This is a genomic window from Pseudomonas sp. CYM-20-01, from assembly GCF_023169845.1.
Taxonomy (GTDB): Bacteria; Pseudomonadota; Gammaproteobacteria; order Pseudomonadales; family Pseudomonadaceae; genus Aquipseudomonas; species Aquipseudomonas azotoformans.
In genome coordinates, this window is sequence record NZ_AP025169.1 from 6,289,340 (window position 1) to 6,304,797 (window position 15,458).

General features: G+C 60.2%; 11 protein-coding genes. 8 read left to right on the forward strand and 3 right to left on the reverse strand.

The window, feature by feature from the left end; all coding sequences use genetic code 11:
• Positions 1-70: 70 nt before the first annotated feature.
• From M2497_RS28755 to M2497_RS28765, 3 genes are all read left to right on the forward strand, one after another.
• A complete protein-coding gene (locus M2497_RS28755) occupies positions 71-1,342 on the forward strand; it encodes a YeaH/YhbH family protein (RefSeq protein WP_017138057.1) in 1,272 nt (423 codons plus the stop codon).
• Positions 1,339-2,904, forward strand: a complete 1,566-nt coding sequence (locus M2497_RS28760; protein ID WP_058424761.1) for a SpoVR family protein — start codon at positions 1,339-1,341, stop codon at positions 2,902-2,904. Before M2497_RS28755 ends, M2497_RS28760 begins: the two co-directional genes overlap by 4 nt.
• A gap of 63 nt (positions 2,905-2,967) precedes the next feature.
• Entirely contained in the window at positions 2,968-4,200 is a 1,233-nt protein-coding gene (locus M2497_RS28765; protein ID WP_248484955.1) for a multifunctional CCA addition/repair protein, read from the forward strand.
• Between the two features lie 71 nt (positions 4,201-4,271).
• On the opposite strand, the gene folK is transcribed toward M2497_RS28765, so the two are convergent.
• Both folK and folB read right to left on the reverse strand, forming a co-directional pair.
• On the reverse strand, positions 4,272-4,790 hold the full coding sequence (folK, locus tag M2497_RS28770) for a 2-amino-4-hydroxy-6-hydroxymethyldihydropteridine diphosphokinase (RefSeq protein ID WP_248484956.1): 519 nt from the start codon (positions 4,788-4,790) through the stop codon (positions 4,272-4,274).
• Positions 4,781-5,134, reverse strand: a complete 354-nt coding sequence (folB, locus tag M2497_RS28775) for a dihydroneopterin aldolase (protein ID WP_015886183.1) — start codon at positions 5,132-5,134, stop codon at positions 4,781-4,783. Before folB ends, folK begins: the two co-directional genes overlap by 10 nt.
• Before the next feature lie 74 nt (positions 5,135-5,208).
• On the opposite strand from folB, the gene plsY reads away from it, so the two are divergent.
• Complete coding sequence (gene plsY / locus M2497_RS28780) at positions 5,209-5,778, forward strand: glycerol-3-phosphate 1-O-acyltransferase PlsY (RefSeq protein ID WP_038843023.1); 570 nt, start codon at positions 5,209-5,211, stop codon at positions 5,776-5,778.
• Positions 5,779-5,802: 24 nt separating this feature from the next.
• On the opposite strand, the gene tsaD is transcribed toward plsY, so the two are convergent.
• Positions 5,803-6,828 (reverse strand): tRNA (adenosine(37)-N6)-threonylcarbamoyltransferase complex transferase subunit TsaD, encoded by a 1,026-nt coding sequence (gene tsaD / locus M2497_RS28785; protein ID WP_248484957.1) that lies wholly within the window; start codon positions 6,826-6,828, stop codon positions 5,803-5,805.
• Positions 6,829-7,030: 202 nt separating this feature from the next.
• Here tsaD and rpsU point away from each other — a divergent pair, with 202 nt between their 5' ends.
• From rpsU to M2497_RS28805, 4 genes are all read left to right on the forward strand, one after another.
• The gene (gene rpsU, locus M2497_RS28790; protein WP_002551877.1) at positions 7,031-7,246 is read left to right on the forward strand and encodes a 30S ribosomal protein S21; all 216 of its coding nucleotides are present in this window, start codon (positions 7,031-7,033) and stop codon (positions 7,244-7,246) included.
• A 445-nt stretch (positions 7,247-7,691) separates the two neighbouring features.
• On the forward strand, positions 7,692-9,665 hold the full coding sequence (gene dnaG / locus M2497_RS28795) for a DNA primase (protein WP_078050435.1): 1,974 nt from the start codon (positions 7,692-7,694) through the stop codon (positions 9,663-9,665).
• 67 nt (positions 9,666-9,732) lie between these two features.
• Entirely contained in the window at positions 9,733-11,580 is a 1,848-nt protein-coding gene (rpoD, locus tag M2497_RS28800) for an RNA polymerase sigma factor RpoD (protein WP_248484958.1), read from the forward strand.
• A 121-nt stretch (positions 11,581-11,701) separates the two neighbouring features.
• Complete coding sequence (locus M2497_RS28805; RefSeq protein ID WP_248484959.1) at positions 11,702-15,445, forward strand: bifunctional diguanylate cyclase/phosphodiesterase; 3,744 nt, start codon at positions 11,702-11,704, stop codon at positions 15,443-15,445.
• Positions 15,446-15,458 lie beyond the last annotated feature (13 nt).

Below are 15,458 nucleotides of genomic sequence, written 5' to 3' on the forward strand. Positions count from 1 at the left end.
GACCGCTTGTCTCTAAGCTTCCAGCTCGCGGCTTGAAGCTTGTAACGTGAAGCTGCCCGGAGGGCTCCCCATGAGCTATGTGATCGACCGACGCCTCAATGGCAAGAACAAGAGCACGGTAAACCGCCAGCGTTTCCTGCGGCGTTACCGTGACCACATCAAAAAGGCCGTCGAAGAGGCCGTCAGTCGCCGCTCCATCACGGACATGGAGCATGGCGAACAAATCAGCATTCCCGGACGGGACATCGATGAACCGGTGCTGCACCACGGCCGGGGCGGTAAGCAGACCGTCGTGCACCCCGGCAACAAAGAGTTCACCACCGGCGAACATATCCAGCGTCCCCAAGGCGGTGGCGGCGGCAAAGGCCCAGGCAAGGCGGGCAACTCCGGCGAAGGCATGGACGAGTTCGTGTTCCAGATCACCCAGGAAGAGTTCCTTGAGTTCATGTTCGAGGACCTGGAACTGCCTAATCTGGTCAAGCGCAACCTGACCGGCACCGACACCTTCAAGACCGTACGTGCCGGGATCAGCAACGAGGGCAACCCCTCGCGCATCAACATCATCCGTACCCTGCGCTCGGCCCATGCCCGGCGTATCGCCCTGTCGGGCAGCAGCCGCGCCAAACTGAAGGAAGCCAAGGAAGAGTTGGCGCGCTTGAAGCGTGAAGAACCGGACAACTTCGGCGATATCCAGCAAATTGAGGCAGAAATCGAGAAACTCAGCGCGCGTATTCACCGCGTGCCATTTCTGGACACTTTCGACCTGAAGTACAACCTGTTGGTCAAACAACCCAACCCCAGCTCCAAGGCCGTGATGTTCTGCCTGATGGACGTGTCCGGCTCCATGACCCAGGCCACCAAGGACATCGCCAAGCGCTTCTTCATCCTGCTGTACCTGTTCCTCAAGCGGAACTACGACAAGATCGACGTGGTGTTCATCCGCCACCACACCAGCGCCCGGGAAGTCGACGAAGAAGAGTTCTTTTATTCGCGGGAAACCGGCGGCACCATCGTCTCCAGCGCCTTGAAGCTGATGCAGGAAATCATGGCCGAACGCTACCCGGCCAATGAATGGAACATCTACGCGGCGCAAGCCTCGGACGGCGATAACTGGAACGACGACTCGCCCATCTGCCGTGACATCCTGATCAACCAGATCATGCCGTTCGTGCAGTACTACACTTATGTTGAGATCACCCCCCGTGAGCACCAGGCCCTGTGGTTCGAATACGAGCGCATCGGCGAAGCCTTTGCCGACACGTTCGCCCAGCAGCAACTGGTCTCGGCCGGCGATATCTACCCGGTCTTCCGTGAACTCTTCCAGCGCAGGTTAGTGACATGACCGCCAAAAAAGAGCATAAGCGCCAACCCATCTCCACGGGGTCTGAGTGGACCTTTGAACTGATCCAGGCCTATGACCGGGAAATCAGCCGCATCGCGGCGGGTTATGCCCTGGACACCTACCCCAACCAGATCGAAGTGATCACCGCCGAGCAGATGATGGATGCCTACGCCTCGGTGGGCATGCCCCTGGGCTATCACCATTGGTCCTACGGCAAGCATTTCCTCAGCACCGAAAAGTCCTACACCCGCGGCCAAATGGGCCTGGCCTACGAGATCGTGATCAACTCCGACCCGTGCATCGCCTACCTGATGGAAGAAAACACCATCTGCATGCAGGCGCTGGTGGTGGCCCATGCCTGCTACGGGCATAACAGCTTCTTCAAGGGCAATTACCTGTTCCGCACCTGGACCGACGCCAGTTCGATCATCGATTACCTGGTGTTTGCCAAGCAGTACATCATGCAGTGCGAGGAACGCCACGGCATCGATGCGGTAGAGGACCTGCTCGACTCCTGCCACGCGCTGATGAACTACGGCGTCGACCGCTACAAACGCCCCTACCCGATTTCCGCCGAGGAAGAACGCCTGCGCCAGAAAGAGCGCGAGGAGCATCTGCAGAAGCAGATCAATGACCTGTGGCGCACCATTCCTAAAAAGACAGGAAAAAACAGCGACAAGGACAATGCACGCTTCCCCGCCGAACCGCAGGAAAACATCCTGTACTTCCTGGAAAAACACGCGCCATTGCTGGAGCCATGGCAGCGGGAAATCGTGCGTATCGTGCGCAAGATCGCCCAGTACTTTTATCCACAGCGCCAGACCCAGGTGATGAACGAAGGCTGGGCCACGTTCTGGCACTACACCCTGATGAATGACCTGTACGACGAAGGCCTGGTGACCGACGGTTTCATGATGGAATTCCTCACCTCCCACACCAGCGTGGTCTTCCAACCCGGCTTCGACAGCCCTTACTACAATGGCATCAACCCCTATGCGCTGGGCTTTGCGATGTACCGCGATATCCGCCGCATGTGTGAGCACCCCACCGAAGAGGACCGCCGCTGGTTCCCGGAAATCGCCGGCAGCGACTGGCTGTCCACCATCAAGTTCGCCATGAGCAGCTTCAAGGACGAGAGCTTTATCCTGCAGTACCTGTCGCCTCAGGTAATCCGCGATCTCAAGCTGTTCAGCATCCTCGACGACGACCTCAAGGATGACCTGGTGGTGCCGGCCATCCACGACGAGCCGGGCTATCGCACCATCCGTGAAACCCTGGCGGCGCAGTACAACCTGGGCAACCGCGAGCCCAACGTGCAGATCTACAGTATCGACGTGCGCGGCGACCGCTCGCTGACCCTGCGGCACCAGCAGCACGACCGCAAACCTTTGGGTGAATCCACCGAGGAAGTACTCAAGCACCTGCATCGGCTATGGGGCTTTGATATCCACCTGGAAACCCTGCAAGGCGATCAGGTGATGAAGACCCACCATGTGCCACCGCGCAGCGATCACAACGACAACGACTACGGCCGATTGGACCTGGCTGTCGTTCATCTCTGAAACAGCAAAGCCTCCATTGGTCAGGCACAGGCGGTATCCTGTGCCGCTAACGGAGGCTTTTTCATGAAAATCTACAAAGTCGGCGGTGCGGTACGGGATCGCCTCTTGGGCATCCCGGTCACCGATATTGACCGCGTCGTGGTGGGCGCGACTGCCGAAGAGATGCTAGCCAAGGGCTATAAGCCGGTGGGCGCAGACTTCCCAGTGTTCCTGGACCCGAAAAACGGCGATGAATACGCCCTCGCCCGCACCGAACGCAAAAGTGGCCGGGGTTACGGCGGCTTTGTGTTTCACGCGAGCCCCGAAGTGACGCTGGAAGAAGACCTGATCCGTCGCGACCTGACCATCAACGCCATGGCCGAAGACGATGACGGCAACTTGACCGACCCTTATCACGGCCAACGCGATCTTCAAGCGCGCATTCTGCGCCACGTTTCCCCGGCGTTCGCCGAAGACCCCCTGCGCGTACTGCGAGTGGCGCGATTTGCTGCACGTTATGCGCCCCTGGGTTTTACCGTCGCGCCGCAAACGCTGGAGCTGATGAGCCAACTCAGCGAATCCGGCGAACTGGAAGCCCTGACGCCGGAGCGCAGCTGGAAAGAAATCTCCCGGGCGCTGATGGAAGATCAACCGCAGGTGTTTATCCAGGTGCTGCGTGACTGCCAGGCACTGAAAACCTTGATTCCCGAGGTCGATGCATTGTTCGGCGTGCCACAACCCGAAGCCCATCACCCGGAAATCGATACGGGCGTGCACACCTTGAGCGTGCTGGAACAGACCGCACTGCACCAGCAGCCGCTGACTGTACGCTGGGCTTGCCTGCTGCACGATTTGGGCAAGGGCACGACGCCTGTGGATAAGTTGCCGCAGCACATCGCCCACGAACACCGGGGCTTGAAGCTGATCAAGGCGGTCAATGAACGCTTCAAGGTGCCGAGGGATTGCCAGGAATTGGCACTGCTGGTGGGCCAATATCACACCCATGGCCATCGGGCTCTCGAGCTGAAGGCCTCGACATTGCTGGAGTTGCTGCAAAGTTTCGACGTGTACCGGCGGCCACAGCGCTTTGAAGAGTTCGTGGTCGCCTGCGAGATGGACGCCCGCGGTCGCAAGGGCCTGGAGCAAAGAAGTTATCCACAGGCGGATTATCTGCGCGGGGCGGCCAAGGCGGCCCGCGAGGTAGCCGTTGCGCCACTGCTGGAGAAAGGTTTCAAAGGCCCGGAGCTGGGTGAGGCGCTCAAGCGCGAACGACTAAAAGCGCTGAAGGCCTACAAAGAACAACACGCCCTGATGTAGGAGCGAGCTTGCTCGCGAAAAACCTGAGAGCGCTGCGCTATCGTTGACGTTCTTCGCGAGCAAGCTCGCTCCTACAGAAGAGCGTTTGGTGTCAGTGGCTGGCCCTGCCATTCGAACGCGACAGGCGCCAGCACCTGGTCGATCTGCGCATCGCGCCACAACTCGGCTAGCGTCTTGCCCGCCTCGGGATGCACGCGCTCCGGCGCCATCAACGACAGCGGCCACAACACAAAGGCGTTTTTCAGGATCTCGGCCCTAGGCAGGATCAAACCGTCAAAGTTGCCCACCAGGTCGCCAAACAACAACACGTCGATATCCAACGGCAGCCCTTTGCGGTCCGGCGCATAGCGACCATTGTCGGCCTCGATGAATTTCAACCGGCGATCCAGTTCCATCAGCGGCAGATCGGTATACGCCGACACCACCAGATTGAAGAACGGCCCACTCTTGATGCCCACCGGCTGGCTTTCGAACACCGCCGAGCAGCGCATATCGGTCAAGAAACTCGCCAGCGCATCCAAGCCGGCGCACAGGTGAGACTCACGCTCGATATTGCTGCCGAGGCCAAGGTAAACCTGAGTTAGCGACATCCGCGCTCGATCTCCACGCCCACGCCCTTGGCAGCCGGCACGGCACCAGGCTTGGTCAGCTTGAGGTGCAGCCAGGGAATCTGGAATTCACTCATCAGCACTTCCGCCAGGCGCTCGGCAAAGGTTTCCACCAACTGGTACTGGGATTGCTCGGCAAAGGCCTGGATGCGCGCGGACACGCTGGCGTAATCCAGCGCCAGGGTCAGGTCGTCCCCGGCCGCAGCCGGGCGGTTGTCCCAGGCAAAGCTCAGGTCCAGGCGCAGGCATTGGCGGATTCCGCGCTCCCAGTCGTAGGCCCCAATGACGGTGTCGACTTCCAGGCCTTCGATAAACACTCTGTCCAAGCACTCTTCTCCGCAGCACGACAAGGGCGCGATGCCCCGTTAGAATCAGGGCGTCCTCGCCCGGAATAGTTAGCATGTTTTGGTCACTGGCGATTTTCGCCTACCTGCTCGGCTCGCTGTCCTTCGCCATTTTGCTCAGCCGCCTGACGGGAAACCCCGATCCGCGAATGAGTGGCTCAGGCAATGCCGGCGCCACCAATATGTTGCGCCTGGCCGGCAAGAAGCTCGCCGTGCTGACGCTGCTGGGCGACCTGTGCAAGGGCTTGTTGCCCGTGCTGATCGCCAGCCTCGCCGGCCTGCCCCTGCAACAGCAGGCCTGGATCGGCGTCTGCGCGGTCCTCGGCCATCTGTTTCCCCTGTACTTCCGCTTTCGCGGCGGCAAAGGCGTCGCTACGGCTGCCGGCATGCTGCTGGGGATTTATCCACCGGCAGCGTTGCTGGCTGTACTCGCCTGGCTGCTGACGTTCTACCTGACCCGCACCAGCTCACTCGCCGCGCTGATCGCCACCCCGCTCACCCTGCCGTTGCTGGCCTGGCAAGAACCGGCGGCGCTGCTGCCGATGAGCGTGCTGACACTGCTGATCGTCTGGCGCCACCGGGGCAATTTACGCGACCTGTTTGCCGGGCGCGAACGGCATTTTTAAATACCTTCAATTCACGTTGCGGCGTTACAGCGGCGACAACTGCTCCATCGGCCAACGTGCCTGCACGCTGATCGCCAGGCTTTCATGCTGCCCGGCCTGCAGGCGCTGGCAACCGGCGTAGGCGATCATCGCGCCGTTGTCGGTGCAGAATTCCGGCCGCGCGTAGAACACATCGCCTTTCATGTCGCCGAGCATTTTTTCCAGCGAAGTGCGCAAGGCCTTGTTGGCACTGACGCCGCCGGCGATCACCAGGCGCTTCATGCTGGCCTGCTTGAGGGCGCGTTTGCACTTGATGGTCAAAGTCTCCACCACGGCCTGCTGGAACGCCAGCGCGATGTCGCAACGGGCTTGCTCACTGTCGTCCCCGGCGCTGACGCTGTGCTGCCAGGTGTTCAACGCAGAGGTTTTCAAGCCGCTGAAACTGAACATCAGGCCGGGGCGATCACACATCGGGCGCGGGAAGGTGTAGCGGCCGGCCACGCCTTTTTCGGCAAGACGGGCGATTTCCGGGCCGCCGGGATAATTGAGGCCCATCATCTTCGCGGTCTTGTCGAAGGCTTCACCGGCAGCATCGTCCAAAGATTCACCCAAAAGGGTGTATTGGCCGATTCCGTCCACCTGAACCAGCTGCGTATGGCCGCCCGAAACCAACAAAGCGACGAACGGGAACTGTGGCGGGGTTTTCTCCAGCATGGGAGCCAATAGATGGCCTTCCATATGGTGCACGCCGAGCGCCGGAATGCCCCAGGCAAAGGCCAGCGCCTGGGCGCAAGAGGCCCCAACCAGCAGGGCTCCGACCAATCCGGGGCCAGCGGTGTAGGCGATGGCATCGATCTCGGTCGGCACGCAGCCGGCCTCGTCCAGCACCTGGCGGATCAGGGGCAGCATGCGCTTGACGTGATCACGGCTGGCCAGCTCCGGCACGACGCCGCCATAGGCACGGTGCAGGTCGATCTGGCTGAACAGCGCATCGGCCAGGAGCCCGCGTTCACTGTCGTAAAGTGCGACACCGGTTTCGTCGCAGGAGGTTTCAAGTCCCAGTACTAGCATGGGTTTGCGCCTTGTAGAGGCTGAATTCGAAGGCGCGCATAATAGTCGCCACTCCCCCTCCCGACTAGCGGTTTTCGATCAGAGGCTTTGCATTCCGGGCAATGAGGGGTTAACATCCGCAACCCTTAAAAACCGACGACCTCAGCCGCGAATTTTTTGCGACGAGAACGTTGATCCCGGTAATGAAAGAAGGTAGCTCTGGATGCCAGCCGTCAAAGTTAAAGAGAACGAACCCTTCGACGTAGCTCTGCGTCGTTTCAAGCGCTCCTGCGAAAAAGCCGGTGTACTGGCTGAAGTTCGTAGCCGCGAATTTTACGAGAAGCCAACTTCTGAGCGTAAGCGCAAAGCAGCAGCCGCTGTTAAGCGTCACGCCAAGAAAGTTCAGCGCGAACAGCGCCGCGCCGTTCGTCTGTACTAATACACAGACGTTCGTAGCAAGCTTCTGCCAAGCCCGGCCCTCAGCCGGGCTAATGGCATTTGCGGATATCGCTTGATGCTTCACCGTTGACGCCGCACATGCGACCGAGACAACTGCTTCACACGTCAGGACTGGCTCTTTTGCCAGCGGTGCACGTCTCTTCTGACGAGCCTATCAAGGCTACTGACGAGCACACTCATTCTGTAAACAGCCGACCAACCGTGTCGACTGCGCCCAACGAGGCGTTTCCGAGGCCCATCAACGGCCAAGACCGGACGCCGGGGCAACATTTCCACACCGAAGACTGATCAGAAACTAACGTCAGTGAATATTCGGCAGATACACTTCCGTACAACCCATGCAGTCGCTGGATGCTCGAGCACTCGATACGCGCGCTTGAACACCTCACGGGCCCTCATTTACACGCAGTGATGACGAGAACGCCATGGCCGGGCTGATTCCCCAGAGCTTTATTGACGACCTTCTGAACCGCACCGACATCGTCGATGTGGTCAGCTCGCGCGTGCAAATGAAGAAAGCCGGCAAGAACTACACCGCCTGCTGCCCGTTCCACAAGGAAAAGACCCCGTCGTTCAGCGTCAGCCCCGACAAGCAGTTCTACTACTGCTTCGGCTGCGGCGCGGGCGGTAATGCCCTCGGCTTCATCATGGACCACGACAACCTGGACTTCCCCCAGGCCGTCGAGGAACTGGCGAAAGCCGCCGGCATGGAAATCCCCCGCGAAGAAAGCGGCCGCCCGCACAAACCGCGGCAACCCACCGATTCGCCGCTGTACCCGCTGCTGACCGCCGCTGCCGACTTCTACCGTCAGGCGCTTAAAAGCCATCCGCAGCGCAAGGCCGCCGTCGACTACCTCAAGGGACGCGGCCTCACCGGCGAAATTGCCCGCGACTTTGGCCTGGGGTTCGCCCCGCCCGGCTGGGACAACCTGTACAAGCACCTGAGCAGTGACACCCTCCAGCAAAAGGCCATGATCGACGCCGGCCTGCTGGTGGAGAACGCCGAGACCGGCAAACGCTATGACCGCTTCCGCGACCGCGTGATGTTCCCGATCCGCGACAGCCGAGGCCGCATCATCGCCTTTGGTGGCCGCGTACTGGGCGACGACAAGCCAAAATACCTGAACTCCCCGGAAACCCCGGTGTTCCACAAAGGCCAGGAACTCTATGGCCTGTTCGAAGCCCGCAAGAACAACCGCAACCTCGATGAAATCATCGTGGTCGAAGGCTATATGGACGTGATCGCGCTCGCCCAACAAGGCCTGCGCAACGCCGTCGCCACTTTGGGCACCGCCACCAGCGAAGAACACATGAAACGCCTGTTTCGTGTGGTGCCCAGCGTGTTGTTCTGCTTCGACGGCGACCAGGCCGGCCGCAACGCCGCCTGGCGCGCGCTCGAAGCTACGCTGTCGAGCCTGCAGGACGGACGCCGTGCGCGCTTCCTGTTCCTGCCCGAAGGTGAAGACCCGGACACCCTGGTGCGCTCCGAAGGCACCGACGCATTCCGCGCGCGCATCAATCAACACGCGCAGCCGCTGGCCGACTATTTCTTCCAGCAACTGACCGAAGAAGCAGATCCGCGCTCCCTCGAAGGCAAGGCCCATATGGCCACCCTCGCGGCACCGCTGATCGATAAAGTACCAGGCGCCAACCTGAAGTCCCTGATGCGCATGCGCCTGCTGGAAATCACCGGCCTCAGTGGCGAAGCCGTCAGCCAGCTGGTGCATAACGCACCGCATGACGCAGCGCCACCCGCCTACGACCCAGGCATGGATTACGACGCCATGCCGGACTACTCCGACTTCCACCAACCCCAGGAGGCCTACGCGCCCCAACAGGAGTGGACGCCGAAGAAACCCGGTGCCGGCGGCAAGAAATGGGACAAGAAACCCTGGAGCAAGAACGGCAAGCGCGGCGACGGCGATGAGGCCTACGCCCCGCGCACCCCGGTTGCCGTGGAAGCGCCGACGCTGATTGCCCTGCGCACGCTCATCCACCACCCGCAGCTGGCGGAGAAAGTCGAGAGCGCGGATCATTTTGCCAACGAGAGCAACACCTATGCCCAGGTACTGATCGCCCTGATCGAGGCGGTACAGAAAAATCCTAAGCTAAACTCAATTCAATTGATGGCTCGTTGGCATGGCACCGAACAAGGCCGCCTGCTCAAAGCCCTCGCGGAAAAGGAGTGGCTAATTGACGGCGATAACCTTGAACAACAGTTTTTAGACACCATTACTAGGTTATCCGCGGGTCAGCACACGCAGACCCTCGATGAACTGATCAAGAGAGCGAGGCAGCCGGGATTGTCGGCTGAAGAGCAAATTCAGATAGCAAAACAGATGCGCGACCTCTTAAAACAGAATGTTTCCGCATCAAACCCGACCTCAGCTGGCGTGTGAGGTCATAGCTCGGGTATAATCCTCGGCTTGTTTTTTGCCCGCCAAGACCTTCAGTGGATAGGGTGTTATGTCCGGAAAAGCGCAACAGCAGTCACGTATCAAAGAGTTGATCGTTCTCGGTCGTGAGCAGGGTTACCTGACTTACGCGGAGGTCAACGACCACCTGCCTGAGGATATTTCAGATCCAGAGCAGGTGGAAGACATCATCCGCATGATTAACGACATGGGGATCAACGTATTCGAAGCTGCGCCAGATAAGGATTCCCTTATGCTGGCGGACGCCGATACCGACGAGGCTGCCGCAGAAGAAGCGGCTGCCGCGCTGGCTGCTGTGGAGACCGATATCGGTCGTACCACCGACCCTGTGCGCATGTATATGCGTGAAATGGGTACCGTCGAGCTGCTGACACGCGAAGGCGAAATCGAAATCGCCAAGCGTATCGAAGAGGGTATCCGTGAAGTGATGGGCGCAATCGCGCACTTCCCAGGCACGGTTGACCACATTCTCTCCGAGTACACCCGCGTCACCACCGAAGGTGGTCGCCTGTCCGACGTTCTGAGTGGTTATATCGACCCGGACGACGGCATTGCGCCGCCTGCCGCTGAGGTACCGCCGCCTGTCGATGCCAAGGCTGCGAAAGCGGACGACGACTCCGAAGACGACGACGCTGAAGCCAGCGACGACGAAGATGAAGTCGAAAGCGGTCCGGACCCGATCATCGCTGCCCAGCGTTTCGGTGCGGTTTCCGATCAAATGGAAATCACCCGCAAGGCTCTGAAAAAGCACGGTCGCGCCAACAAGCAGGCGATTGCCGAGCTGGTGGCCCTGGCTGAGCTGTTCATGCCGATCAAGCTGGTGCCAAAGCAATTCGAAGGCCTGGTTGAGCGTGTTCGCAGTGCCCTGGAGCGTCTGCGTGCCCAAGAGCGCGCAATCATGCAGCTGTGCGTGCGTGATGCCCGCATGCCGCGTGCCGACTTCCTGCGCCAGTTCCCGGGCAACGAAGTAGACGAAAGCTGGACCGACGCACTGGCCAAAGGCAAGGCGAAATACGCTGAAGCCATTGGTCGCCTGCAGCCGGACATCATCCGTTGCCAGCAGAAGCTGACTGCGCTTGAGACCGAAACCGGTCTGACGATCGCCGAGATCAAGGACATCAACCGTCGCATGTCGATCGGTGAGGCCAAGGCCCGCCGCGCGAAGAAAGAGATGGTTGAAGCCAACCTGCGTCTGGTGATCTCCATCGCCAAGAAGTACACCAACCGTGGCCTGCAATTCCTCGACCTGATCCAGGAAGGCAACATCGGCTTGATGAAGGCTGTGGACAAGTTCGAATACCGTCGCGGCTACAAGTTCTCGACTTATGCCACCTGGTGGATCCGTCAGGCGATCACTCGCTCGATCGCCGACCAGGCCCGCACCATCCGTATTCCGGTGCACATGATCGAGACGATCAACAAGCTCAACCGCATTTCCCGGCAGATGTTGCAGGAAATGGGTCGCGAACCGACACCGGAAGAGTTGGGCGAACGCATGGAAATGCCTGAGGATAAAATCCGCAAGGTATTGAAGATCGCAAAAGAGCCGATCTCCATGGAAACCCCGATCGGTGATGACGAAGACTCCCATCTGGGTGACTTCATCGAAGACTCGACCATGCAGTCGCCAATCGATGTCGCCACTGTTGAGAGCTTGAAAGAAGCGACTCGCGACGTACTGTCCGGCCTCACTGCCCGTGAAGCCAAGGTACTGCGCATGCGTTTCGGCATCGACATGAATACCGACCACACCCTTGAGGAAGTCGGTAAACAGTTTGACGTGACCCGCGAGCGGATCCGTCAGATCGAAGCCAAGGCGCTGCGCAAGTTGCGCCACCCGACGCGAAGCGAGCATCTGCGCTCCTTCCTCGACGAGTGACACCAGAACCCCCGGCCCAGGCCGGGGGTTTTGTTTTGTATAGATAAAATCCCTCGCAACGCCCCTCCCTCGCAATGCCCGTCTACACTCGAAACATTCCCCGTGCCATAACGAGACCGTTATGCCCAGATTGCCGACTGTGTTACTGCTGTCGCTGCTGACCTGGACCGCAACGGCTGGCGCGTTGACTCTCACTGATGATGAGCGTGGCTGGTTGGCGGACCATCAGGAGCTGCGCCTGGGGGTGGACGCGTCATGGCCACCCTTTGAATACCGTGACGAAGAGGGTCGCTACCAAGGTTTGGCGGCGGATTACGTGCGTCTGATCCAGGATCGCCTGGGTATACGGGTCAAGCTGATCGAACCGGTGAACTGGAGCGCGGTGCTGGAGCTGGCCCGCAACAACCAGCTCGACCTGCTGCCTGGCATCATGTCCACACCGGAGCGCCAAGGTTACATGGCGTTCACTCGCCCGTACCTGGACTTCCCCATCGTCATCCTGGCCCACGAAGGCGGGGCCAAACCGCGCAACCTGAAGGATCTCTACGGGCTGAAGATTGCCGTGGTGGAAAACTACGCGCCCCATGAACTGCTGCGCACGCACCATCCCGACCTCAACCTGGTGGCCATGCCGAATGTGAGTTCGACGCTGCAAGCCTTGGCCACGGACGAAGTGGATGCGGTCGTCGGCGACCTCGCCTCAAGCGTCTGGAGCCTGCGCCAACTCAAGCTCGACGGCTTGTACGTCAGCGGCGAAACGCCCTACCGCTACCAGTTGGCGATGGGCGTACCGCGCGACAACAAAATGCTGGTGAGCATCCTCGACAAGGTACTGGCCGACCTTAGCGCGGAGGAAACCGACGCGATCCAGCAACACTGGGTCGGCAGCTTTACCGACCACCGTACGTTCTGGACCGACTTGCTGACTTACGGCCTGCCCACAGTGTTGCTGCTGAGTACGGTGCTGGCCGTGGTGATCCGGATCAATCGCCGGCTCAGTTCGGAAATCTCCCGCCGCGTAGCCCTCGAACAGGAACTGCGCAGCAGCGAGTACCACTATCGCGGCCTGGTGGAGAGCTTGTCCGCGATCGCCTGGGAAGCCAGCGTTACCGATTTCACCTACAGCTATGTATCACCCCACGCCGAGGAACTGCTGGGTTACCCGCGGGCCCACTGGCTGATTCCGGGCTTCTGGCGCAACATCATTCACCCCGCCGACCTGATTCGCACCGAATCCTACTGCCAACGCGAAACCCGCGCCAACCGTGACCACAGCGTTGATTACCGGGTCATCACCGCCGACAACCGTTGCTTGTGGGTGCGTGACATCGTCAGCCTGATCGAGCACGGCCATGAGCCCGTGCTGCGCGGCTTGATGATCGACATCAGTGAGGCAAAGCGCACCGAAGAGGCCCTGCAACTGTCTGAGCAGAAGTTCGCCTCGGTGTTCCAGCAATGCCCGGACATCCTGGTGATTGCACGGCTGTCCGACGGCTGCCTGCTGGAGGTGAACAAAGCGTTCGAGGACCAGGTCGGGCTGACAGCCGAACAGGTCGTGGGTAAAACCGCTACCGAGCTGAACATCTGGGGCATCCAGGGCGCAGGCCCCGATCTGCTGCAGCGGTTGCAGACCACCAGCATCCGCAACCTGGAAATGCCCTTTCTGCGCAGCAATGGCCAAGCCTTCACCGGGCTGATTTCCGCCGAGCCGTTTCAACTCGACACTACAGAGGCCATCGTGGTGGTGGTGCGCGACATCACCCAACTCAAGGAAACCCAGCAACAGCTGCAAACCTCCGAGGAGAAATTCGCCAAGGCCTTCCACGCCTCCCCCGACGGCTTGCTGTTGAGCCGCCAGCGCGATGGCCTGCTGATAGAAGTGAACGATGGTTTCAGCCGGATCACAGGTTTCAACAGCGCCGCCTCCGTCGATCAGTCCACCTTGGACCTGGGCATCTGGGTCGACCTCAACGAACGCAAACACATGCTCGAACTGATGCAGCGCGATGGCTTTGTGCGCGACTTCATCTGCCACATACGCCGCAGCGATGGTCAGATTCGCCTGTGCGAGCTATCCAGCCGCCCACTGCCGATTGGCGATGACGACTGCATGCTGACCATCGCTCGAGACATCACCGAACGCCAACTGATGCAGGAAAAACTGCAACAAGCTGCCACCGTGTTCGAGAGCACAGCCGAAGGTGTGTTGATCACCGACACCCGGCAGAACATCAGCGCCGTCAACCGTGCCTTCAGCGAAATCACCGGCTACAGCGAGGCCGAAGCCCTCGGTAGCACCCCGCGCCTGCTCGCTTCCGGCCTGCACGACAGCGCGTTTTATGCGGCGATGTGGCACCAATTGACCGCCCAAGGGCACTGGCAAGGCGAGATATCCAACCGTCGCAAGAACGGCGAGTTGTACCCCAGCTGGCTGACCATCAGTGCCGTGCGCAACCGCGACCAGTTGATCACGCATTTCGTCGCGGTGTTCGCCGACATTTCCAGCCTCAAACTGGCCCAGGCGCGCCTCGACTACCAGGCGCATCACGACCCTTTGACCGGCTTGCCCAACCGCACGCTGTTCGAAAGTCGACTGCAGGCCGCCCTCAACGGCCACCAGGAAACCGGCAAACAAGGCGCCGTGCTGTTTCTTGACCTGGACCGTTTCAAACACATCAACGACAGCCTCGGCCACCCGATCGGCGACCTGCTGCTCAAAGACATCGCCGTACGCCTCAAGGAGCAACTGCGCGACATCGACACCGTGGCACGCCTGGGCGGCGACGAATTCATCATTCTGCTCCCCGGCCTGCAGCACGCCAACGACGCCCAGAACCTCGCCAATAAACTGCTGGCCTGCTTTACACCGCCGTTCCAGGCCGGTGAGCACGAGTTCTTTATCAGTGCCAGCATCGGCACCAGCCTCTACCCACAGGACGGCACCGACGTCGCCACGCTGGTCAAGAACGCCGACGCGGCGATGTACCGCTCCAAGGCCAAGGGGCGCAACCGGGTCGAAAGCTACACCCGCGACCTCACCGCCCAGGCCAACGAGCGCGTGGCGCTGGAACATGAACTGCGTCGCGCCATCGAGCGCAACGAACTAAGCCTGTACTACCAGCCCAAACGGAGCCTGATCACCCAGGAACTGATCGGTGCCGAAGCATTGATCCGCTGGCATCACCCCACTTTTGGCGACGTACCGCCCGAACACTTCATCGCCCTGGCCGAAGAGAACGGCATGATCCTGCAGATCGGTGATTGGGTGCTGGAGCAGGCCTGCCGGCAACTGCACACCTGGCAAGGCACGTTCGAGGAGTTCGGCCCACTGTCGGTGAACCTGGCCGGCGCTCAACTGCGCCACCCCGGCTTGCTGGCACGCATCGAACAGCTATTGCGCGACTATCGACTCGACCCGGGCTGCCTGCAACTGGAGATCACCGAAAACTTCATCATGAGCCAGGCCGAAGAAGCGCTGGAGGTGCTGCACCAACTCAAAGACCTCGGCGTACAACTGGCAATCGATGACTTCGGCACCGGTTACTCTTCCCTCAGCTATCTCAAACGCCTGCCCCTGGATTACCTGAAGATCGACCAATCCTTCGTCCGCGGCCTGCCCGACGACCCCCACGACGCCGCCATCGTGCGCGCCATCATCGCCCTGGGCCACAGCATGCAATTCACCATCATCGCCGAAGGCGTGGAGAACCCAGCACAACAAGCCTTCCTCGCCGCCGAAGGCTGCGAACAGATGCAAGGCTACATCGTCAGCCTGCCGCTGCCGCCGGAGCTTTTTGCTGCTACGTTTCTTCGTATGAGCATTGAGGATTTTTCGGATGGCACAGCGGGGAAACCATCGTTATAATCCGCGACCTGTT